This window comes from Aliirhizobium smilacinae (assembly GCF_006335145.1).
Classification (GTDB): domain Bacteria; phylum Pseudomonadota; class Alphaproteobacteria; order Rhizobiales; family Rhizobiaceae; genus Neorhizobium; species Neorhizobium smilacinae.
In genome coordinates, this window is sequence record NZ_VDMN01000001.1 from 1,380,850 (window position 1) to 1,400,897 (window position 20,048).

A 20,048-nucleotide genomic window follows, 5' to 3' on the forward strand; every position below is an offset into this window, starting at 1 on the left:
AAGAAAGCCGTCCGGACACTAGGGTCCGGCGGCTTTCTCTTTTTCGGGGCAGCGAATTCCGGCAGATCCGGTCAGGCTGCGGTTAACGTCAGGACCTGCCCAGCAAGGCGTCCAGTTCATCCACCTGCTTATCCGAGCGCACGACGATACCGGCTTCCAGCAGCAGTGCTGCCGTTACACCGTTTCCGGCATGTTTTTGCCCATCGAACGAACCATCATAGATAAAGCCGGAACCACACGAGGGGCTGCCATCGATCAGAAGCGCATGGGTACAGCCATGCATTTGCGCAAATTCCAATGCGTGCCGGGCGCCCGCAACAAATGCCTCGGTGACGTCGCCACCGGTTATTTCCACGACCCGCGCCCGGCCGGCAAGCACATCGGCACCGGTCATGCCGTTCTCGATTTCGGCAGGTGGCCGCGGCACGCTCATGCCACCGGCAAGTTCGGGGCAGATCGTCACCAGCCTGCCCTCCGCGCGCCATCGGTCGATCGCCGGATGCACAAGCGGCTTGCCCTTGCCGTCATAACGGACAGCATGGCCGAGAAGACAGGCGCTGATGAGGATTTTGGACGTGGTCATAGCTGTTCGTCGAGATGGCGGCGGATATCGACTTTTTCGTTGAGGATGCGCGCGATCTCCACGGAGTCATCCGCCATGACGGCATAGAATATAAGATGATGGCCTGCAGCGCGGCGACGATACCCTTCGCGGATATCACTCACATCCTGGCCAGAAAAAGGATGGTCGCCGATTTGCTCGATCACATCCAGAAGCTGATCTACATAAATCCCGGCCTGATCTGCGGACCAATGTTCACGAGTATATCGCCCGATGCCGCGCAGATCGCTTTTCGCCGTCCGACGTAGCCGAACTTCAACCACGCTCAGCCCACGATGCGCGAACTGACGCCATCAATGCTTCGCGGTCGAAAGGCTCGGCCGGGCCGCTGTTCTCGCTTTCGATCAGCAATTCTCGCAGTCTTTCAATCTTCAACTGCTCATCTTCGAGCATTTTAAGGCCTGCCTCGACAACTTCATCTACAGTGTCGAAACGTCCGCTTTCCAGTTCGCGCGAAAGAAAGCTTGCAGCCTGGTCGCTGAGAGTGACTTGCACGGGCTTGTTCATCCAAAGCTCCAGAATCGTATCAGGGAGTTAGTTTAACACGGAGCATAAGGCAGAAAAAAGCCCCGTATTATCGGGGCTTTTGGAGAGGCTGACAGGGCGAACCGGAGACCCCTGCCCCTCGCCTAAGCTCAAGGGCTTGGGCGCTGCAATCGATTTACGGGATCGAGCGTTTCTGCTTACGGAGAACCGCGCCTCACCCACTGATCTTGGAGAAGTCGGCAACCGTAGCAGTCGCCTCGCGGATTGCCTTGAGCAGGGCCAGGCGATTGGCGCGGATGGCGGCATCTTCGTCGTTGACCAGCACATCCTCGAAGAACTTGTCGACCGGAGCGCGGAGTTTCGACAGGGCTTCCATGGCAGAGCGGAAGTCTTCCCTCGCGACGGCTTCGGCAGCTTCCTTCGAAGCAGCTGTGATGGCCGCCCAGAGCGCCTTTTCGGCATCGAGCTTCAGCAACTCGTCCGAAACACCATCGGCGACGACAGTGCCCTTCTTCTCTTCGGCGGCGAGCAGCTGCACAGCGCGCTTGGTGCCGGCCAGCAGGTTCAGGCCGTCATCCGACGAGATGAAGGAGGTCAGCGCTTCGGCACGACGGGCGACGAGCAGAAGATCGTCGGTCTCGGGCGTCAGGACGGAGTCGATAATGTCGTGACGGGCGCCCATATCGCGCAGATAGACTTTCAGGCGATCGTGGAAGAAGGAGAGAAGGTCAGAAGACTTCTCCCACGCAATTGGCCCCATAGCTTCGATCAAGGCTTCAGCACCGGATCGTCCGATCAACCTATCTCTTATTTCTTCGAAATTTTCAGTTGAGAGAAGTCCTTGCTCAACGAGCTTCTTCGCATTTTCTACCTCTGGCAAAGCAGCATCGAACTGCCAAGCTGCGACGAGACTCGCGAAGGTTTTTGCGGTCGCGAAACGAAGTGGTACACGCACATTCCGCTCCAGCAGAATGCGCACAATGCCAAGCGCTGCACGGCGCAGAGCATACGGGTCCTTCGAGCCGGTCGGCTTTTCGTCGATGGCCCAGAAGCCAACCAGCGTATCGAGCTTGTCAGCTAATGCGACGGTGATCGCCACCTTGTCCTTTGGCACGCGGTCGGACGGGCCCTGCGGCTTGTAATGATCCTCAAGCGCAATGGCGACGGATTCGTTTTCGCCCTGCAGGCCGGCATAACGGCGGCCCATCAGGCCCTGCAGTTCGGGGAATTCACCAACGGCTTCGGTGCGTAGATCAGCCTTGGCGAGAACCGCGGCCCGATCGACGAGGATCGGGTCGGCGCCGACGATCGGGGCCAGTTCCTTCGCCAGTGCGCGGATACGGGAAACACGTTCGCCCTGCGTGCCGAGCTTGGCGTGGAACGTCACGTTCAGCGCATCGAGCTTGGCTATGCGCTGGTCGAGCGGCTTCTTCAGGTCGAGATCGAATTTTTTGGCCGAATCCACCAGCGTGCCGAGATCCGGCAGGTCGCCCTGGTCGCGGGTCCAGAAATGCTTGGCATCCGACAGGCGCGCGCGCACGACCTTGCCGTTGCCGTGGATGATTTCCTTGCCGCCATCCTTGGCATCGATATTCGAGATCAGGATGAAATGATTGGACAGACCTTCTTCCGCGCCTTGCGGGCGGGTAACGAAGCATTTTTGGTTGGTCTTAATCGTCAGGCGGATGATCTCGGCCGGGATTTCGAGATAATCCTTCTCAAATGTGCCCATCAGCACATGCGGCCATTCGACCAGACCGGAGACCTCTTCCAGCAGGCCTTCATCCTCGACCAGATCCAGACCGCTTGCGAAAGCGAGGTCACGGGCGTCGTGCAGGATCATGTCCTTGCGGCGGTCCGCATCGAGCATGACCTTCGCCTTTTCGAGGCTTGCGACATAATCGTCGAAGCGGCGAACGGTTAACGCATCCGGCGCGTGGAAACGGTGCCCATAGGTGACGTTGCCGGCGGTAATGCTGTCGATCTCGAAGGGGATGACCTTCGTCTCGTCATGCTCGGAGCCGAAGGTGCAGACGATCGACTGCAGCGGGCGCACCCAGCGCAGGCTTTCCGACCCCTTGCCCTCGACGCCGCCATAGCTCGAGCCCTTCGGCATGGAGGCGAAACCGGAGCGCATCGATTTCGGCCAGGGGAAGGAGCGGATGACGCCGGGCATGACATCGGCAATGATCTCTTCGGCGGCACGGCCGGCCTTGGAAACGATGGCGACGTAGAAATCGCCCTTCTTCGGATCGGTGGCGACCTGAGCCTCAGAGATATCGGAGAGGCCTGCCTTGCGCAGGAAACCGGCGATCGCCTGTTCGGGCGCCTTGGTGGACGGGCCCTTGATTTCCTCGCGCAGATCGGCGGAACGGGCTGTCAGGCCGCGGATATCCAGCGTCAGGCGGCGCGGTGTCCAGTATTCGCGCGCCCCCTCGTAGGTCAGGCCTGCATCCACCAGCGCGTCGGTCACGAGCTTTTTCAGGTCACCCGCCGCCTTGCGCTGCATGCGGGCGGGAATTTCCTCGGAGCGAAGTTCTAGAAGCAGGTCGGGCATGAGGCTCAAGTCTTTGCGCTAAAAATGATGTCGTGGCGGGCTTAGCAAGCCCATCCGCAAAAGTCATCAGGTCTGATCGGGAAAGTGGAGGCCTAAGCGGCCGTCATGACCGGTATGGCCGCAATCTCCGCGGCCTTGGTCTTGCTTTCGATTTTCAGGTCATAACTCGTCTGGAGATTCATCCAGAACTCGGGCGTCGTGTTGAAAAATCGCGCAAGCCTCAGCGCCGTATCAGATGTTACCGCGGTCTGTTCGGAAACCAGCCGCTCTATGCGGGTTCTTGGCACATTCAGCTTTTTCGCCAGTCCGCCTGCGCTCAGCTTCAATGGGACGAGGTATTCTTCACGGAGAATTTCGCCGGGATGGACGGGGGGCAAGACACTCATCATTGTTGAAATCCTTCAGTGATAGTCGACAATCTCGACATTTTCCGCTCCGGCGTCCGTCCACACGAAACAAATCCGCCACTGATCGTTGATCCTGATCGAGTGCTGCCCCTGACGGTCAGCCTTTAATGCCTCCAGGTGGTTTCCCGGCGGCGAACGTAAGTCGATCAGTTCTCTGGCATTCTCTATCATGGTCAGCTTACGGACCGCTCTCCTTGCAAGGTCGGCTGGAAAGCCCTTAGGGACGTTGCCATAGGCGACTTCCTTCGTTCTGCTATTGGCATAAGATCGAATGACCATGAGCTAGCCTCCGTGTATCACGAAATGATACATTTCGCAACCTCCCTTACCATCCACCACCACCTCCTCCGCCTCCACCACCACCGGAGAAACCGCCGCCGGTGGAGAGGCCGGAGGACGAAGACGAGGATTTCGGCGTCGGGATGGTCGAGGCGATCGTCTGCGACATGGAAGACGAGAAACCGCCGATGCGATCGCCAAAACCGCCGAATCCGTCGCCGTGGTACCAGGTCGAGGTATAGGCGGCCGCACCGGCTGCAACGGCCGTCGCAAGCCATGTTTCGAAAGCCTCGCTCCACGGTTTTTCGACGCCGAGCGCCACGGCATAGGGCAACAGCTTTTCGAAATGCTGCGGCGACATGGCGGGCGCGCCGGCCATGTTCATCCGGTCTTTTTCGGCCACCGTCAGATAGGTGCGCAGGCCCTCGATCTCATCCATCAGCTTGCGGCCGAGCGGAGTGGGCGCGCCCATCAGGAAAAAGAACACGACATTGATGAGGACAAGGCCGCCGATGCCGGCAAAGACCGGCCACTGGCCATCCGCGATGCTTTCGACCGCACCGACGATGAAGGTGCCGCCGATGGAAAAGGCGACGAGGCCGAATATGGCGAGCGAGATGATCGCGCCGATACGGGCAGCAACCGTGTTCTTCCGCAGCAGCGATTTTCCGGCCTTGACGGCGAAGAAGGACCAGAAGGCGCCGAAGATGACCGACGGTATAAGCAGCCCCAGATCATCCGGATCGATATCGCCGAAAATCAGCAGCGCGCCGGCCGCAAGCAGGCTGAGCAAAACCCCAAGCACGATATAGACGACATTGTGCTTGTAATATTTGCCGCGGTGTTCTTTCTCGATCGCCAGACGGAAAGCCTTGCCGATTTCCTGCACCCGTTCGCCGTTGGACTTTTCGATCGCAAAAGTCTCGCCTGCCGCACCCATCTGGAAGAGCATGGCCTTTTGCCCGGATGGAAGATCCTTGAGCGGTTTCCTGTCGCTGATGCGGACGACGACCCGCGATTTCAGGTCTTCCAGCGTCAGATAACCTTTTACCGCGAGATCGAGCAGGCTGGCGGAAAACGCCGTCCAGCCGCCGCCGGAAAAGCCCTTGTTGTCGATGTAGTTGACGAGAGCGGGCGAAATGCCGGCCGGAGTATCCCAGCGCGGCACGATGACGCCGCCCTGCGGATCGCGGCCGACCCTGCGCCAGACCAGGACGTAATAAAGGGCGACGATGGCAAGACCGCCGAGCGCCAGCAACAGATTAAGATTGTCGCGCCACCACCAGGCGCTTTGCTGGTCTGCCGAGGGTGCTGCGACAACGCCCTTGGGGAAACCGACGACGATGGTGAGGCCCTCTTCGCTGCCCAGCGGCCGGGTCGTGGTGAAAACCGCCTGATTGCCGGTGGCGCTGATACGCGCATCTCCGGCAGTGGAACCGTAGGGACCCGTAAAAGCGGCGGTTTGCGTGACCCTGCCGCCCGGCAATGTCACCCGCGCCGAAGCACGCGCAATGCGGAACTGCCAGCCATTGCCGGTCGCATTCCAGTAAAGCTCGTCGTGATCGTTGAAATAGCGGATCTGTCGATTGCTCTTGTAGGTGATGGCATAGGTGTGCTCGCCGGGAGAAAGCTGCGTGTTTTCATCACCGGCATAGATGCGGATGCCGCGGGAAATGGATTCGGTGTGAAAGGCCTCGGGCCGCCCGTCGCGGGTAACGGAAACGAGTTCGAAACCGACCCTGATCGTGCGGCCTTTGGCATCTTCCATGGTCATCGGGAAATCGCGGAAGATGCCGCGGCGGATGCGGTTACCCTCGGCATTGACCGTGATCGTCTCGGTGACCGTCAGCGCGCCATCTGCGGCGATCAGGATGTCGGAGTTGTAGCTGCGGATATACTCCTCTGCAGCAGCCGGCAGGCATCCTGCCAAAAGCAGCGCAAGGGTGAAGAGGATGCGCCGAAACATCAGCCGCCTCCCGTTTCAGAATTTCACGCTGGGGACGGCGCGATCGGCCTCGTTCTCGATCTCGAAATATTCGCGCTTGGAAAAGCCGAAGGGACCGGCGATGAGATTGGCGGGAAAGCTCTCGACCTTGATATTCAGGTCGCGGGCGGAACCGTTGTAATAACGCCTTGCCATCTGGATCTCGCTTTCGATCGTCTCCAGCGAGGTCTGCAGCTCGGCGAAATTCTGGTTGGCCTTGAGGTCCGGATAGGCTTCGGCGAGTGCGAACAGTTTGCCGAGTGCCTGGGAAAGAAGCCCTTCCGCCTGCGCACGTCCGGCGACATCGCCTGCAGGCACGGCCTGCGCCTGGTTGCGCAGTTTCACGACCTCTTCGAGCGTACCCTTTTCATGGGCAGCATAACCCTTGACGGTCTCGATCAGGTTGGGGATGAGGTCGGCACGACGCTTCAGCTGCACATCAATGCCCGACCACGCTTCTTCCGCCATCTGCCGCGCCCGCACGAGGCCATTGTAGATGACGATCACATAAAGAGCGACGAGCGCGATCAAGCCGAGTGCGATGTACATGAAGAACTCCCCCGAGGTGTTTAGCCGCGGGGAGACTATGTCGCTAAAGCCGGATTGTCACCGGAAATTGATGATCACAGCGTTAGGCTGCCTTCTCACCAAAATTCGCACCGCCGGCATCGGTCAGCAGAAACGCCTCGCCGCAGGCCTTTGCCAGCGTGCGCACCCGTAAAATGTAGCTCTGGCGTTCGGTGACCGAGATCACGCCGCGGGCATCCAACAGATTGAAGATGTGGGATGCCTTGATGCACTGGTCATAGGCCGGAAAGACACATTTGTGCAGCATCTGGTTGGCGTTGTCGCCCGGTGCACCAGCAGCGAGAAGTGCCAAACATTCCTTTTCGGCATCGATGAAATGGCGATGCAGCATTTCGGTATTGGCGTATTCGAAATTGTGGCGTGAATATTCCTGCTCGGCCTGCAGGAAGACGTCGCCGTAAGAGATCTTCTCTTCGCCTTCGCGGCCGTTGAAGTTCAGGTCATAGACGTTGTCGACACCCTGGACATACATGGCCAACCGCTCAAGGCCATAGGTCAGTTCGCCGGCAACCGGGGAGCAGTCGATGCCGCAGACGGCCTGAAAATAGGTGAACTGTGAAACTTCCATGCCGTCGCACCAGCATTCCCAACCGAGACCCCAGGCACCGAGCGTCGGGCTTTCCCAGTCATCCTCGACGAAACGCACGTCATGCAGAAGTGGATCGAGGCCGATCGCCTTCAGCGAGCCGAGATAAAGCTCCTGCAGGTTCGACGGGTTCGGCTTCAGGATGACCTGATACTGATAATAGTGCTGCAACCGGTTCGGGTTTTCGCCGTAACGACCGTCGGATGGGCGGCGCGACGGCTGCACATAGGCAGCCTTCCACGGCTTGGGGCCGAGCGCGCGCAAAGTGGTGGCCGGATGGAACGTGCCTGCGCCGACTTCCATGTCATATGGCTGCAAAACGGCGCAGCCCTTGTCTGCCCAGTAGTTATGGAGCGTCAGGATCAGCGCCTGGAAAGAGCGCTTGGGGTCCATATGTTCGGGCAGATCGGTCATGGGCATATCGGCATCGTTTGATTGAGGATGCGGACGAGTGCCATGCGATGCAGAATGGGTCAAGGATTTATAGCCGAACCCGCTGAGCGGAACGGATTTATGACCGTCAGCGTACCATCGATGAGGAGGCCGTCATGAAGATCTTCAGACAGGAATAGCGTCGTTTTTGCTTCGAGAGCAGCAGCTATCATCAATGCGTCGAAGAATCCGAGGTTGTACCGGCCAACCAGATCAAAGGCCCTATCATTCAATGCCAGATCGACAACGACCACGCGTTCCGACATCCGATAGATGGCCGAAATGGCTGTCCGTATTTCATTCCATTCCCGTCGGGATTTGCGCCGCATGACATGTGAGAATTCATTGAACGCCTGCACGCTTGTGACATAGGGCTTTTCGAGCGAAGCTTGAGCCCTTGCGGTCCGCCGATCGTCCGTGAACGCGTAGACAAAGATATTCGTGTCCAGAAACGGCGACGCGCTCACCGTTCATTGGCCTCGTCACGATCAAATTTCCAGCCGTCTGGCAGCTTCCACCGCCGGGACCGAATGTGCTCCATTATCCTTTCGCGCTCTTCGACGGAAACCGGACGCTTATCGGGGTCAAGCTTCAAACTAAGCTCCACCTCATCGCCTTTCTTGAGATCGAGCGATTTGCCACGTCGTCGGGTATCTGCAATGCCAGAGCATCATTCCACTTGGTCACGCGCATGGTCGTCTCCAGTCCACTGTCTCCGCATTCTAGCAGAATATGTGGACTTTTCCGCTATTCCTCTTCCTTCTTCACCCGGTACTCGCCCGTCACCGGATCCTTCTCCAGCGTACCGACGGCGCCGGTCTGGCGTTCTTTTTCCTGCTGCTTGCTGCGTGCGGTCAGTTTCTCGGCATCCTTGATGAAGCGCTTGTAGAGCATCCACCCGCCGCAGATCAGCACGGCCATAAATATAAGCTGGGCCATTTCCCCTCGAAGTCCTCATAGAAAGCGCCTCGCCTTACAACGAAGCACGTCGGGCATCAGAGCCCGTATCGGCTCCACAATGCCCTTTCTTCGATACTTGCGGCAAGTCCCGCACCCGCCTGCGCGGCGATTTCGCCGAAGGACGGTGCGCCCGAGACCACGCCGGGAAGCCGCTTGCCGAGCAGCGTGCGGGCACTGCCGATCAGTTCGAGGCGAACATCCTTGCCGAAACGGCGTTTCAGCACTTCGCGCATATCACCGAGGCCGTCGATCAGGCCAAGTTCCAGTCCTCGCCCACCGGTCCAGAACAGGCCGGAGAAAATCTCTCCGTCATCAACGAGACGCTCGCCACGGCGCATCTTGACCATGTCGATGAACACCTTGTGGATCTCAAGCTGCAGCGTCTTCAGATATTCGATATCGCTGCCCTTTTCCGGCTGGAACGGATCGAGGATGACCTTGTTCTCGCCAGCGGTGTAGACGCGGCGCTCGACGCCGATCTTTCGCAGCAGTTCCGGGAAACCGAAACCGCCGGAGACGACGCCGATCGATCCGACGATCGAAGTCGGATCGGCAAAGATCTCGTCACCCGCAAGCGCGATCATATAACCGCCCGAAGCGGCTACATCCTCGACGAAGATCAGCACCTTCTTCTGCTTTTCCTCCGCAAGCGCACGAATGCGCTGAAAGATCAGCCGCGATTGCACGGGCGAACCACCCGGGGAGTTGAGCGAGATAGCGACAACCGGCGATTCCTTATTGGAAAAAGCCTTTTCCAGCATCGGCGCAGCGGTCGCGAGGCTCAGCGTCGGCTTGAACTGGCTTCCGCCCGTCATGATCGCTCCGTGCAGCCGGACGACGGGTATCGCCAATCCCTTTTTGCGAAAACGCTTCGGGAGCAGACGATTTAACAAGCCAGCCATTTACGATCCTTCCAGATACTCGGTTCAGCAATCCATGTAGGCATTGGAACGACAAGTGCAATCGTCCTGTTCCATGGAAGGTTTACAGCTTATTGCGAATGACTTGCAATTTCATTCCAGACAAGCATGATGCCGACACCGCCTATCCGAGGACTACATGGATCTCTCACGCATTAAGGCCGACAACGGCTGGCGCAACGACGCCCGCGAGGCTTCGCTTTCCGACGTCTACCAGTCGGTCAAGGTTACCAGCCACAGCTCGAAGCTCAGGCGCGTCCTGGCTTTCGCCGGTCCCGGTTATCTGGTGGCCGTCGGCTATATGGACCCCGGCAACTGGGCGACCTCGCTCGCCGGTGGATCGAAATTCGGTTACGCGCTGCTTTCAGTCGCACTTCTGTCCAACCTGATGGCGATCGTGCTGCAATCGCTCTGCGCCCGACTGGCGATCGCTTCGGGTCGCGATCTGGCGCAGGCCTGTCGCGATGCCTTTCCGCGGTCGGTTTCGGTCGTGCTGTGGGCTCTCGCCGAAATCGCCATCATTGCCACCGACATTGCCGAGGTAATCGGCACGGCGATAGGTCTCAACCTGATCTTCGGCATTTCGCTCGAACTCGGCGTTCTCGTCACCTCGCTCGACGTGTTTCTCATCCTCTATCTGCAAAAACTCGGTTTCCGCTGGGTGGAAGCTTTCATCATCACCCTGCTCGGCGTCATCGCCGTCTGTTTCGGGGTGCAGATCTTCTTTGCCGATCCGGTCTGGTCCGAGGTCGCCTTCGGTTTCGTGCCGACGACGGAGATCGTCAGGAACCCGGAAATGCTCTATCTGGCGCTTGGCATTCTCGGCGCGACCGTCATGCCGCACAATCTCTACCTGCATTCCGGCATTGTGCAGACGCGGGATTTCGGCAAGACCGTGCCGGAAAAACGCGAGGCGCTGAAATTCGCGACGATCGATTCCACCGTGGCGCTGACTTTTGCGTTGATGATCAATGCCGCCATCCTCATTCTGGCGGCCGCCGCCTTTAATGCCAACGGGCACACGGATGTGGTGGAGCTTGGCCAGGCGAATGCGCTTCTGTCTCCGATCCTGGGGCTGGCGCTGGCGCCTGTGTTCTTCGGCATCGCGCTGCTCTGCTGCGGCTTGAACTCGACGGTGACGGCAACACTTGCCGGCCAGATCGTCATGGAAGGTTTTCTGCACATCAAGCTGAAGCCATGGGTGCGGCGGGTGGTTACGCGGGCAATCGCCATCGTTCCGGCCGGCATCGTCACTATCTGGTATGGGGATGCAGGCACGTCCGAATTGCTCATCCTGACGCAGGTCGTGCTCAGCCTCCAGCTTTCCTTCGCCGTGTTTCCGCTGGTGATGTTCACCACCAGCAAGGCGAAGATGGGCGCTTTGGTCGCACCACGCTGGCTGGCAGCACTCGCCTATCTGATCGCGCTTGCCATCGCCGCGCTCAACGTCAAACTGCTGGTTGACGTGGTGACCGGCTGACAACCCGCCTGCGATAGGCCGAGCGGCCGTTGTTCAGGTCATCGACTTCGGTGTTGAGCGAGTGGCCGTCCGCGCCATGCACCACAAGTGGTGCGCGGAAAATGAGCCTCGCCTTCGATCCCTTGATCGCCGTCACGAGGATACGGGTCGCATCCTCACCGGGTCGCGGATGAACGGGGGTGATTTCCACGCCGCCGAAACGCCTGCCACAGGCCTCCAGAATCTCGGCAATCGATTCAGGCCTTGCGATCAACGACAATTGCCCGCCGGGCTTCATGATCGCACCTGCCGTCCTCAGCCAGGTCTCGAACAGGCCTTCCGTCATCGCATGCGCTTCAGCCTTCAGGTTGTCGGGTGTCTTTCGATCCCCGGCATGATTGAAGGGCGGGTTCATGATGACGTGATCGTGAACCTCGTCGTTCAGGCCTGCCGCGAGCCGGGCTTTTCCCGTCAGTGTCACGTCCGCCTCGACCACGTTTACGCGGTCTGCCAGAAAGGCGTTTTCAGGCAGTCCGATGCTTCTTCGGGCATAATCGGCCATGACCGGAAACTTCTCGATCAGCATGATACGGGCATCGGCAAGTCGCGACGCAACAGCAAGGCCGGCCGCCCCTGCCCCGGAACCGAGATCGGCAACGCTGACGGGTCTGTCGCTTGCCACCAGCGAGGCAAGCAGCATGGCGTCGATACCAGACCGATGCCCTTCATTCTTCGGCTGTACGACGTGAAACCGCCCCCGATGGAAGGCGTCGATCGTGAAGGCAGGTTCTTGCAGATCGGCGTTGCTCATGGACGAAGTTCGGCCTCCAGACCGGCATCGCTCAGAATGCCGCGAGCCTCGTCCGAACGTCCCTCTTCCACCAGAAGACGCCTCTGCAACAGACCGAGCGAACCTTCAAGCACGCTCATCGACTGGTCGGCAACAAGGCAGTGGATGCCGGCATCCTTCATCAGCGCCTCCGCCAGCGACAACGTGACGACGTCATTCGTGCGGATAAGCTCGATCATCAGGCATCCTTTCGTGAAAATCGCTTTATGTTTTCGTCTTGCCGCCCTATGGACCTTTTCTATTGTCGTAGCGAAATTTCCAAGGAGGCCTGAACTTGGGCGTCGTCATACCGCTTGAAGAAGGCAAAAACAAATCGGCATCCATCAAGCCGCTCGTCGACCTGACCAAGGCCGACATGGACAGGGTCAACCAGTTGATCCTGTCGAAAGCCGGTTCGGATGTTCAGATGATCCCGGAAGTGGCCAACCACCTGATCTCGTCAGGCGGCAAGCGACTGAGGCCGATGCTGACATTGGCTTCCGCCGCGATGTTCGGCTACCAGGGCGAAGGCCATGTGAAACTCGCCACCAGCGTCGAGTTCATGCATACGGCGACGCTGCTGCATGACGACGTGGTCGACGAGAGCGACCTGCGCCGCGGCAAGTCCACCGCGCGGATGATCTGGGGCAACCAAGCGAGCGTGCTTGTGGGCGACTTCCTGCTCGGCCAGGCGTTCAAGATGATGGTCGATGTTGGCTCGCTCGAAGCGCTCGACGTGCTGGCGACCGCCGCCGCCGTGATCGCCGAAGGTGAAGTGCTGCAGCTCTCCGTCGCCAAGAACATGGAAACGACCGAGGACGACTATCTTTCGGTCATCCGCGCCAAGACCGCAGCCCTGTTTGCAGCCGCTGCCGAAGTCGGTCCGATCATCGCCAATGCCGACAAGGCCAGCCGCTCGGCGCTGCGCTCCTATGGCATGAACCTCGGCTACGCCTTCCAGATGGTCGACGACGCGCTGGATTACGGCGGCAAGGCCGCCGATCTCGGCAAGAATGTCGGCGACGACTTTCGCGAGGGTAAGATCACTCTGCCCGTCATCCTCGCCTTCCGGCGTGGCACGCAGGAAGAACAGGCCTTCTGGCGGAGCTCGATCGAAAACGGCGAAAGCAGCGACGAGAACCTCGAAAAGGCGCTCGGGCTGATCACCCGGCATGATGCGCTGAAGGATACGATCGCGCGCGCGCTGCATTACGGCAAGATCGCCCGCGATGCGCTCGCGCCGCTACCGGCCGGCCCGCTGAAGGACGCGATGATGGAAGTCATCGACTTCACGATCCAGCGGGTGAACTGATCAATCTGCCGTGACAAGCCTTCTGTGGACAGGTGTGCTCACGGCAGATTTCCTTGCGGACCTGCTTCAAAAAAGCCATTCTGTTATGAATCATTCGGCGCACTCCTGCGGCGACGCGTCGCCGACACGCCAGCTTTCATGAAAGGCCCGTTTATGCGGCAGACAAACCGTCATCTCCTGCTTTCCAGCGTCGCGCTCGCGGCATGCCTGGTTTTCGGTTCCGTGGCGGGTGCCGCAACACCGGAAGCCAAACCTGCCGAAGAGAAGGCTGCAACGTTCGAAGCGCGCGACGTGAAGTCGTTTGCCGGCGCCTTTCTGGCGGCCCGCACGGCCGATGTCGATCACGACTATCCGACCGCGATCGCGCTCTATCGCAAGGCGCTCGATTTCGAGCCGGCCAATATCGAGATCCGCGAACGGCTGATGATCTCGTTTCTGCTCAACGGCGATTTTGAAGACGGGCTGAAGGAAGCCGAGGCGCTGAAGAGCGACACGGCCGTCGAGCGCGTCACCAAGATCGTGCGCGGGCTCGAAGCCTTGCGCACCGGCAAGTTCGACAATGCCAAGAAAATCCTCGCCTATGAAGGCCCCAACGATCTCGACCGGCTGACGCATCTTCTGTTGTCCGGCTGGGCCGATGTCGGCGCCGGCAAGGGAAAGAAGGCGATCGCCTCGATCAACGGTCTCAAGGGACCGGCGTGGTTCAAGGTCTTTACCGATTACCATCTCGGCGCGATGGCGATCGTCACCGGCGACATCTCGACTGCCCGCCAGTATCTCAACAAGGCGGTGACCAACAACGATGCTGTGGCAACCGCCCCGGACACGTTCATGCGCGCCGTCATGGCGCTGGCACGGCTGGAAGCATCGGCCGGCAACAAGCAGAAGGCGCTTGATGCGATCTCCGTCGGCGACGGGATGATTTCCAATTACGCGCCGCTGAAGGCGCTGCGCCAGAGCATCGAAAAGGGCGAGAAGCCGGTCCAGCAGATTACTACCGCTTCGGAAGGTGCTGCCGGCGTGCTCTTTTCCATCGGCGGCGCGCTGAACCGCCAGGGTGCCGAGGACATGGTGGCGCTTTATCTGCAGATTTCGCATGCGCTCGACGAAAAGAGCGCAGACACGCTGATCATGCTCGGCGGCATTGCCGAGAAACTGGAGCAGCCGCAACGCGCCATCGCCTTCTATCAGCAGGTGCCGCAGGATTCGCCGATGCGGCGGATTTCCGAGCTGCAGCTCGGCATCACGCTGTCGGATACCGGCAAGCTGGATGAGGCCAAGAGCCACCTGAAGGAACTGATCACGTCGGATCCGGCCGATATCCGCAGCTATATCGCCTATGGCAGCGTGCTTTCGGAAGCAAAAGACTACAAGGAAATGGCCGCCAATTACGACAAGGCCGTCGAGGTCATCGGCCCGATGCCCCGGCAGGGCGACTGGTCGGTGTTTTTCCAGCGCGGTATCGCTTATGAGCGCCTGAAGGACTGGCCCAAGGCTGAACCGAATTTCCGCAAGGCGCTGGAGCTGAACCCCGAACAGGCGCAAGTTCTCAACTATCTCGGCTATTCGCTGGTCGACATGAACCTCAGCCTGGACGAAGGCCTGAAGATGATCCAGCGGGCCGTCGATGCACGCCCCGATGACGGCTACATCGTCGATTCGCTCGGCTGGGCTTACTATCGCCTGGGCCGTTTCGACGATGCCGTGACGGAACTGGAAAAGGCAATCCAGCTGCGTGCCGGCGATGCCACGATCAACGACCACCTCGGTGATGCCTACTGGCGCGTCGGGCGCAAGCTCGAAGCCGTCTACCAGTGGAACCGGACGTTCGTTTCCGAAGGCGATGACGTCAACCGCGAACAGGTAAAGCAGAAAATCGAAAACGGCCTGCCGCCGCTCGATCCGAATGCCACCAATACCGTGCGCAACCAGACCGAAACGCCGGCCACGCCTTCGCCTGAACCGGCGACGCCCGACAAGAAGTCCTGATGTTCGACCAGTCGCTCGATCAGCCAAGGCCCGCCGCAGACGCGGGCCTTGGCGAATTTGCGCTCAGTGAATTTGCGCCGGCGAAAATCAATCTGGCGCTGCATGTGGTCGGTCGACGGGCAGACGGTTATCACCTGCTCGAAAGCATCGTGACTTTTGTGGCCCATGAGGCATCAGGCGGTGCCGATACGATCTACCCCGCAGGGGACCGGCTCGATTTTGCTTCCTCCGCCAGCGATGCCTTTTCGATCTCCGGGCGTTTCGGTGTGGACCTGTCGCCTGACCCGGCTGCCGTTCAGCAGAACCTCGTGCTCAAGGCCCGCGATCTTTTGAGAGCCGCGCTTGAAGCCAGGGGCATTGCCGCATCGCCGGTTGCCATCCATCTGGAAAAGAACCTGCCGATCGCCTCGGGCATTGGCGGAGGCTCGGCAGATGCGGCTGCGGCATTGCGCGGCCTTTCACGGTTGTGGAATGCGAAGCTCACCGACCCGGAGCTTTCGGCTCTTGCCCTTTCACTTGGCGCGGACGTGCCGATGTGCCTGAAAAGCCAACCGCTCGGCGCAAAGGGGATCGGCGAAGACATCACGTTGCTCGGCACCATGCCATCCTTTGCGATCGTGCTCGGCAATCCGCTTCGCGGCGTTTCGACACCGGACATCTTTCGGCGACTGACACAGAAGAACAATCCGACCATTCAACCGCTCACCGGCGACTGGCCCGCCGACCTCATTGTCGCGCGCAACGACCTGGAGCCACCAGCCCGTTCGCTTGTGCCGGAAATTGCCGAGCTTTCCGACATGATCGCCGCCGAAGGCGCGTGGCTGACGCGCATGTCGGGTTCCGGCGCCACATGTTTCGGGCTGTTCGAGACGTCGACTAAAGCCGCGCAGGCTGCGGCCAACCTTCAGCGCAGGCGGCCCGACTGGTATTTCGTCGCCGCGCAGACAATCGGAGTACATCCATGATCGGGATAGACGAGAGCCGCAACTTCGTGCCCCTCGGCATTGCCGTGATGACCGTGTCCGACACGCGGACGATGGAAAACGACAAGTCGGGCCAGACACTGGTCGACCGCATCGAGGCGGCCGGTCATCTCATGAAAGCCCGCGCCATCGTGACCGACGACAAGGATAAAATCGCCGCCCAGGTGACGGCGTGGACACTCGATGCCGGGATCGACGTGGTGATCACCACCGGAGGCACCGGCTTCACTGGCCGCGACGTGACGCCGGAAGCGCTGGAGCCTTTGTTCGAGAAGCGGATGGACGGATTTTCGGCTCTCTTTCACCGGATCTCCTATGACAAGATCGGCACCTCGACGATCCAGTCGCGGGCTACCGGCGGCGTGCTCAACGCCACGTATATCTTCGTCATTCCCGGTTCGCCCGGTGCCTGCAAGGATGCCTGGGACGGGATTTTGAAGGCGCAGCTAGACTATCGCCATATGCCCTGCAATTTCGTCGAGATCCTGCCGCGGCTGGACGAGCATCTGCAGCGGATGAAGGGCTGAGACCCTCCAGCTGATCAGCGTGCGGCCACGACCCAGGCGGGGATGAGCTGGCTCATCAGCTTCGAGGCCTTGTGGCCCTTGGCCAGCGTCTCGAGATCCATGCCGGATTTTGCCAGCGCAATGGCATTCTTCTTCGGCAGCAAAAGGCCATATTCCAGCGGTGGAACCGTGCGGCCGATACGCTTGAAAAAAGGACGGCGGTAACTACGCGACGGCGAAAACCGCGCCGCCTGCTTGTGAAGCGCCAGATATTCCATCACTTCGTCGATCCAGCCGCTTTGCGGTCGCGCACCCGCCTCGATGAACAGCAGCCATTCACCGCGCGCGCTGCGCAGCACATCCTTGATGTCCCAATGGTTGTGAAAACGGCAGCCGGCCGCATCCGCCACGCGGGACGAGCCGTCGCGCGACGCATGATCGAGCACGATCACATCGCTTACAAGTCCTTCCACGGCGGCCGTGACAAGGATCGAAAGCGTCTGCGCCAGCTCGGCTTCCTGATCCCTGCATTCCATCAAAACAGTCAGCATTCCTGACCCTTAACCCATAGCAATGGCGAAAGCCAGCAAGGAACAAAGTTTGTTCTTGCATTGTTCTCATATCAGCGGTAGGAATTTAGTCATCGAGAACGGGAAGCGATCCCGTCAGGAGCCTTCAATGACCGAGCTGTCTGATCTGCGGCAGGGTGCTTTTGCGCCCGCCCATACGGCTGACATTGCCGATGCGCTGGTTCAATCCTCCGGTCTGCGGATCGAGATCGACCGGCGTCGAGGCCGCGGTGCGGGCCTCAACCCGAGCGGACGCTTCGAGGCGGAACGGCGCGAGGCTTTCGACGATGGCTGGCAGCTGCTCGAGGAGCTGGAGCCGTTCCGAACCGAGGTGCAGGTGGAAAAGCCGAAAACGGCGATCACCCGCAACGATAGCCCCGATATCGGCTTCGACCGGTCGATCAATCCCTATCGCGGCTGCGAGCATGGCTGCATCTACTGCTTCGCCCGACCATCGCACAGTTTCATGGGCCTCTCACCGGGGCTCGACTTCGAGGCGAAGCTGTTCGCCAAGCCGGATGTGCCGCGTCTTCTCGAGCGGGAGCTGAGCCGGCAGGATTACAAGGTCAAGGCGATCGCGATCGGCACCAATACCGATCCCTACCAGCCGATCGAGCGGGAATGGCGGATCATGCGCCAGATCCTCGAAGTGCTGCAGAAGGCCAACCATCCAGTGGCGATCGTGACGAAGTCGGCGCTGGTCATGCGCGACATCGACATCCTTTCCGACATGGCGTCAAAAGGGCTTGCCAAGGTCGGTATTTCGGTGACGACGCTGGACCGCAAGCTGGCCCGGACGATGGAGCCGCGCGCCGCGACACCGACAAAGCGGCTGGAAGCGATCAAGGCGCTGACGGATGCCGGCATACCAACTGCGATCATGACCTCGCCGATCATTCCGGCTCTCAACGACCACGAGATCGAACGTATCCTCGATGCCGGCCATGCTGCGGGTGCGACGGAAGCAAGTTACGTCCTGCTTCGCCTGCCGCTGGAAGTGAGCCCCCTCTTCCGCGACTGGTTGCTGCGCAACTATCCGGACCGCTACCGGCACGTCATGTCGCTGATCCGCTCGATGCGCGGCGGCAAGGATTACGACGCCGAGTTCGGCAAGCGGATGAAGGGTGCCGGTCCCTATGCCTGGCAGATCGGCCGCCGTTTCGAAATGGCGACCAAGAGGCTTGGTCTCACCCGTCGCGGCATGCCACTGCGCGACGACATCTTCATCCGCCCCGACGGCGGTGGCATCCAGCTCTCGCTTCTGTAGGAGAACCACGAACACATTAGGCGAAGGACGGACGAAAATTGGAATATCCAAGAATGCGCCAGCGTTCTCCGGCAGGTTTCATCCCCGTCCTTCATATTCATTCTCATTCGTTCTCGGTCAGGTCCCCGCCCCCTTGCCCGCCGAGAACGTTGCCCCGAACCCATCGCCATCGGCGGTGGACAGCAAGGCCGCACTTGCTTTCGGGGCTTGCAGGAGATCGGGACGGCGTGCGAGCTTGCCGCCATGTTGGTTCGCACGCCGCCCGATTCTCCGATGCCCTTTGATACATCAACACTCATCTGCGATTTCAGCCTGGAGCTTGCCGCGCGCAGCGCCGGACACTGGCCGGTTGCCGGTACCGACGAGGCTGGACGCGGGCCGCTTGCCGGCCCGGTGGTTGCAGCCGCCGTCATCCTCGACGCGGACAATATTCCAGCCGGCCTCAACGATTCCAAGAAACTGAGTCTGAAACAGCGCGAAATTCTGTTCGAAATGATCATGGCGACCGCGCATGTCTCGATCGCCTCGTCGGGACCGCGTCTGATCGACGAGATCAATATTTTGCGCGCCAACCTGGACGCCATGCGCCGCGCCGTGGCCGGATTGCCGGTCAAACCCGCTCATGTGCTGGTTGATGGACGCGACGTGCCCAAGGGGCTTTCCTGCTCGGGCAAAGCCGTGATCAAGGGCGATAGCCGCTCCGTCTCGATCGCCGCCGCCTCGATTATTGCCAAGGTGACGCGGGACCGGATGATGGCACGCGCCGGTATCGTCTACCCGGCCTACGGTTTCGCCAAACACGCCGGTTACGGCACAAAGCAGCACCGCGACGCGATCATCACAGACGGCCCCTGCCCGTTGCATAGAATGAGCTTTCGGCCGTTGAAGAAGGATAATGTCGAGGGATAGGCCATTGGCAATGGACGCAGAGGCAGCAAGCCAATCCGTCCGCTCGCAACAACGAAAGCTCCACCGGCTATCATGGTGGCGATTCGTCATCCGCGATCATTGCGGCGGCTTATTCGCAAAGCTATGACTGCGCGCTTACGCACCAGCCATGGAGAGTTAAGATTATCAAGATAATGGTATTGCTGCACAGCGCCGTCGGCCTGGGCTGGCAGTCTCCCCCCAAGGGCACGAGCCTGAAGACGTTGAGCGAAGCCCAGGAACAGGGTTTCATTCTTATCCGCGGCGAATTCCAGAAACGGCAATTCCGCCTGACAGAAAAAGGGTTCGAGCACGTCGAGCATGACAAGCGACGCCTGGAAGCGCGCAAGCTCTAGACTATCTTCCCGTCGGCCAGATTGCGGCAA

Annotated in this window: 23 protein-coding genes; 8 read left to right on the forward strand and 15 right to left on the reverse strand. The window is 59.9% G+C overall.

What is annotated here, in order from left to right:
• Positions 1-88: 88 nt before the first annotated feature.
• The 12 genes from FHP24_RS06795 to FHP24_RS06855 form a co-directional block, all read right to left on the reverse strand.
• On the reverse strand, positions 89-583 hold the full coding sequence (locus FHP24_RS06795; RefSeq protein ID WP_139674676.1) for a DUF523 domain-containing protein: 495 nt from the start codon (positions 581-583) through the stop codon (positions 89-91).
• Entirely contained in the window at positions 580-885 is a 306-nt protein-coding gene (locus FHP24_RS06800; RefSeq protein ID WP_180355918.1) for a type II toxin-antitoxin system RelE/ParE family toxin, read from the reverse strand. Before FHP24_RS06800 ends, FHP24_RS06795 begins: the two co-directional genes overlap by 4 nt.
• The gene (locus tag FHP24_RS06805; RefSeq protein WP_139674682.1) at positions 878-1,129 is read right to left on the reverse strand and encodes a type II toxin-antitoxin system ParD family antitoxin; all 252 of its coding nucleotides are present in this window, start codon (positions 1,127-1,129) and stop codon (positions 878-880) included. Before FHP24_RS06805 ends, FHP24_RS06800 begins: the two co-directional genes overlap by 8 nt.
• A 193-nt stretch (positions 1,130-1,322) precedes the next feature.
• On the reverse strand, positions 1,323-3,665 hold the full coding sequence (glyS, locus tag FHP24_RS06810) for a glycine--tRNA ligase subunit beta (RefSeq protein ID WP_139674686.1): 2,343 nt from the start codon (positions 3,663-3,665) through the stop codon (positions 1,323-1,325).
• A 92-nt stretch (positions 3,666-3,757) separates the two neighbouring features.
• Positions 3,758-4,054, reverse strand: a complete 297-nt coding sequence (locus FHP24_RS06815) for a HigA family addiction module antitoxin (protein WP_139674689.1) — start codon at positions 4,052-4,054, stop codon at positions 3,758-3,760.
• 12 nt (positions 4,055-4,066) lie between these two features.
• On the reverse strand, positions 4,067-4,351 hold the full coding sequence (locus FHP24_RS06820) for a type II toxin-antitoxin system RelE/ParE family toxin (RefSeq protein WP_139674692.1): 285 nt from the start codon (positions 4,349-4,351) through the stop codon (positions 4,067-4,069).
• A 46-nt stretch (positions 4,352-4,397) separates the two neighbouring features.
• Positions 4,398-6,317: a DUF2207 domain-containing protein gene (locus tag FHP24_RS06825; RefSeq protein ID WP_139674695.1), complete on the reverse strand. Its 1,920-nt coding sequence runs from the start codon at positions 6,315-6,317 to the stop codon at positions 4,398-4,400.
• A gap of 15 nt (positions 6,318-6,332) precedes the next feature.
• On the reverse strand, positions 6,333-6,884 hold the full coding sequence (locus tag FHP24_RS06830; RefSeq protein ID WP_139674698.1) for a LemA family protein: 552 nt from the start codon (positions 6,882-6,884) through the stop codon (positions 6,333-6,335).
• 82 nt (positions 6,885-6,966) lie between these two features.
• Positions 6,967-7,923: a glycine--tRNA ligase subunit alpha gene (locus FHP24_RS06835; RefSeq protein WP_112456127.1), complete on the reverse strand. Its 957-nt coding sequence runs from the start codon at positions 7,921-7,923 to the stop codon at positions 6,967-6,969.
• A 59-nt stretch (positions 7,924-7,982) separates the two neighbouring features.
• Positions 7,983-8,408, reverse strand: a complete 426-nt coding sequence (locus FHP24_RS06840; RefSeq protein WP_139674701.1) for a PIN domain-containing protein — start codon at positions 8,406-8,408, stop codon at positions 7,983-7,985.
• 280 nt (positions 8,409-8,688) lie between these two features.
• Complete coding sequence (locus FHP24_RS06850) at positions 8,689-8,880, reverse strand: hypothetical protein (RefSeq protein WP_112456129.1); 192 nt, start codon at positions 8,878-8,880, stop codon at positions 8,689-8,691.
• A gap of 56 nt (positions 8,881-8,936) precedes the next feature.
• The gene (locus FHP24_RS06855) at positions 8,937-9,803 is read right to left on the reverse strand and encodes a S49 family peptidase (RefSeq protein ID WP_139674704.1); all 867 of its coding nucleotides are present in this window, start codon (positions 9,801-9,803) and stop codon (positions 8,937-8,939) included.
• Between the two features lie 157 nt (positions 9,804-9,960).
• Between FHP24_RS06855 and FHP24_RS06860 the strand changes: the two genes are divergently transcribed.
• Positions 9,961-11,301 carry an Nramp family divalent metal transporter gene (locus FHP24_RS06860; protein WP_139674707.1) on the forward strand — a complete coding sequence of 447 codons (1,341 nt, stop codon included), beginning with the start codon at positions 9,961-9,963 and terminating at the stop codon, positions 11,299-11,301.
• Here the strand turns inward: FHP24_RS06860 and FHP24_RS06865 are convergent.
• The gene (locus FHP24_RS06865) at positions 11,270-12,091 is read right to left on the reverse strand and encodes a tRNA1(Val) (adenine(37)-N6)-methyltransferase (protein ID WP_139674711.1); all 822 of its coding nucleotides are present in this window, start codon (positions 12,089-12,091) and stop codon (positions 11,270-11,272) included. The genes FHP24_RS06860 and FHP24_RS06865 overlap by 32 nt on opposite strands.
• Positions 12,088-12,309 carry a putative signal transducing protein gene (locus FHP24_RS06870; RefSeq protein ID WP_139674715.1) on the reverse strand — a complete coding sequence of 74 codons (222 nt, stop codon included), beginning with the start codon at positions 12,307-12,309 and terminating at the stop codon, positions 12,088-12,090. Before FHP24_RS06870 ends, FHP24_RS06865 begins: the two co-directional genes overlap by 4 nt.
• A 95-nt stretch (positions 12,310-12,404) precedes the next feature.
• Here FHP24_RS06870 and FHP24_RS06875 point away from each other — a divergent pair, with 95 nt between their 5' ends.
• The 4 genes from FHP24_RS06875 (at position 12,405) to moaB (ending at position 16,920) form a co-directional block, all read left to right on the forward strand.
• The gene (locus tag FHP24_RS06875; protein WP_139674719.1) at positions 12,405-13,421 is read left to right on the forward strand and encodes a polyprenyl synthetase family protein; all 1,017 of its coding nucleotides are present in this window, start codon (positions 12,405-12,407) and stop codon (positions 13,419-13,421) included.
• Between the two features lie 153 nt (positions 13,422-13,574).
• Positions 13,575-15,410 (forward strand): tetratricopeptide repeat protein, encoded by a 1,836-nt coding sequence (locus FHP24_RS06880; RefSeq protein WP_139674721.1) that lies wholly within the window; start codon positions 13,575-13,577, stop codon positions 15,408-15,410.
• Positions 15,410-16,375 carry a 4-(cytidine 5'-diphospho)-2-C-methyl-D-erythritol kinase gene (locus tag FHP24_RS06885; RefSeq protein WP_139674724.1) on the forward strand — a complete coding sequence of 322 codons (966 nt, stop codon included), beginning with the start codon at positions 15,410-15,412 and terminating at the stop codon, positions 16,373-16,375. The genes FHP24_RS06880 and FHP24_RS06885 overlap by 1 nt, the downstream gene beginning before the upstream one ends.
• Positions 16,372-16,920 (forward strand): molybdenum cofactor biosynthesis protein B, encoded by a 549-nt coding sequence (gene moaB / locus FHP24_RS06890; RefSeq protein WP_139674728.1) that lies wholly within the window; start codon positions 16,372-16,374, stop codon positions 16,918-16,920. Before FHP24_RS06885 ends, moaB begins: the two co-directional genes overlap by 4 nt.
• A gap of 14 nt (positions 16,921-16,934) precedes the next feature.
• Here moaB and FHP24_RS06895 read toward each other — a convergent pair whose 3' ends face one another.
• Positions 16,935-17,450, reverse strand: coding sequence for a glycosyltransferase family A protein (locus FHP24_RS06895; RefSeq protein WP_139674731.1), 516 nt, complete (start codon positions 17,448-17,450; stop codon positions 16,935-16,937).
• Between the two features lie 127 nt (positions 17,451-17,577).
• Here FHP24_RS06895 and FHP24_RS06900 point away from each other — a divergent pair, with 127 nt between their 5' ends.
• The 3 genes from FHP24_RS06900 to FHP24_RS06910 all read left to right on the forward strand — a co-directional run bounded on the left by FHP24_RS06900 (position 17,578) and on the right by FHP24_RS06910 (position 20,018).
• Complete coding sequence (locus FHP24_RS06900) at positions 17,578-18,735, forward strand: PA0069 family radical SAM protein (RefSeq protein ID WP_139674734.1); 1,158 nt, start codon at positions 17,578-17,580, stop codon at positions 18,733-18,735.
• Between the two features lie 243 nt (positions 18,736-18,978).
• Entirely contained in the window at positions 18,979-19,644 is a 666-nt protein-coding gene (locus FHP24_RS06905) for a ribonuclease HII (RefSeq protein ID WP_139674735.1), read from the forward strand.
• 173 nt (positions 19,645-19,817) lie between these two features.
• Positions 19,818-20,018, forward strand: coding sequence for a hypothetical protein (locus FHP24_RS06910; protein WP_139674737.1), 201 nt, complete (start codon positions 19,818-19,820; stop codon positions 20,016-20,018).
• Positions 20,019-20,048 lie beyond the last annotated feature (30 nt).

Excerpts from the sequence above, each read along its gene's own strand:
- FHP24_RS06855 (WP_139674704.1), bottom strand. The coding sequence starts at position 9,803 with ATGGCTGGCTTGTTAAATCGTCTGCTCCCGAAGCGTTTTCGCAAAAAG.
- FHP24_RS06795 (WP_139674676.1), bottom strand. The coding sequence starts at position 583 with ATGACCACGTCCAAAATCCTCATCAGCGCCTGTCTTCTCGGCCATGCT.
- FHP24_RS06830 (WP_139674698.1), bottom strand. The coding sequence starts at position 6,884 with ATGTACATCGCACTCGGCTTGATCGCGCTCGTCGCTCTTTATGTGATC.
- moaB (WP_139674728.1), top strand. The coding sequence starts at position 16,372 with ATGATCGGGATAGACGAGAGCCGCAACTTCGTGCCCCTCGGCATTGCC.
- FHP24_RS06910 (WP_139674737.1), top strand. The coding sequence starts at position 19,818 with ATGGTATTGCTGCACAGCGCCGTCGGCCTGGGCTGGCAGTCTCCCCCC.
- FHP24_RS06825 (WP_139674695.1), bottom strand. The coding sequence starts at position 6,317 with ATGTTTCGGCGCATCCTCTTCACCCTTGCGCTGCTTTTGGCAGGATGC.
- FHP24_RS06905 (WP_139674735.1), top strand. The coding sequence starts at position 18,979 with ATGTTGGTTCGCACGCCGCCCGATTCTCCGATGCCCTTTGATACATCA.
- FHP24_RS06815 (WP_139674689.1), bottom strand. The coding sequence starts at position 4,054 with ATGATGAGTGTCTTGCCCCCCGTCCATCCCGGCGAAATTCTCCGTGAA.
- FHP24_RS06900 (WP_139674734.1), top strand. The coding sequence starts at position 17,578 with ATGACCGAGCTGTCTGATCTGCGGCAGGGTGCTTTTGCGCCCGCCCAT.
- FHP24_RS06880 (WP_139674721.1), top strand. The coding sequence starts at position 13,575 with ATGCGGCAGACAAACCGTCATCTCCTGCTTTCCAGCGTCGCGCTCGCG.
- FHP24_RS06865 (WP_139674711.1), bottom strand. The coding sequence starts at position 12,091 with ATGAGCAACGCCGATCTGCAAGAACCTGCCTTCACGATCGACGCCTTC.
- FHP24_RS06850 (WP_112456129.1), bottom strand. The coding sequence starts at position 8,880 with ATGGCCCAGCTTATATTTATGGCCGTGCTGATCTGCGGCGGGTGGATG.
- FHP24_RS06870 (WP_139674715.1), bottom strand. The coding sequence starts at position 12,309 with ATGATCGAGCTTATCCGCACGAATGACGTCGTCACGTTGTCGCTGGCG.
- FHP24_RS06805 (WP_139674682.1), bottom strand. The coding sequence starts at position 1,129 with ATGAACAAGCCCGTGCAAGTCACTCTCAGCGACCAGGCTGCAAGCTTT.
- FHP24_RS06895 (WP_139674731.1), bottom strand. The coding sequence starts at position 17,450 with ATGCTGACTGTTTTGATGGAATGCAGGGATCAGGAAGCCGAGCTGGCG.
- FHP24_RS06820 (WP_139674692.1), bottom strand. The coding sequence starts at position 4,351 with ATGGTCATTCGATCTTATGCCAATAGCAGAACGAAGGAAGTCGCCTAT.
- FHP24_RS06860 (WP_139674707.1), top strand. The coding sequence starts at position 9,961 with ATGGATCTCTCACGCATTAAGGCCGACAACGGCTGGCGCAACGACGCC.
- glyS (WP_139674686.1), bottom strand. The coding sequence starts at position 3,665 with ATGCCCGACCTGCTTCTAGAACTTCGCTCCGAGGAAATTCCCGCCCGC.
- FHP24_RS06885 (WP_139674724.1), top strand. The coding sequence starts at position 15,410 with ATGTTCGACCAGTCGCTCGATCAGCCAAGGCCCGCCGCAGACGCGGGC.
- FHP24_RS06835 (WP_112456127.1), bottom strand. The coding sequence starts at position 7,923 with ATGACCGATCTGCCCGAACATATGGACCCCAAGCGCTCTTTCCAGGCG.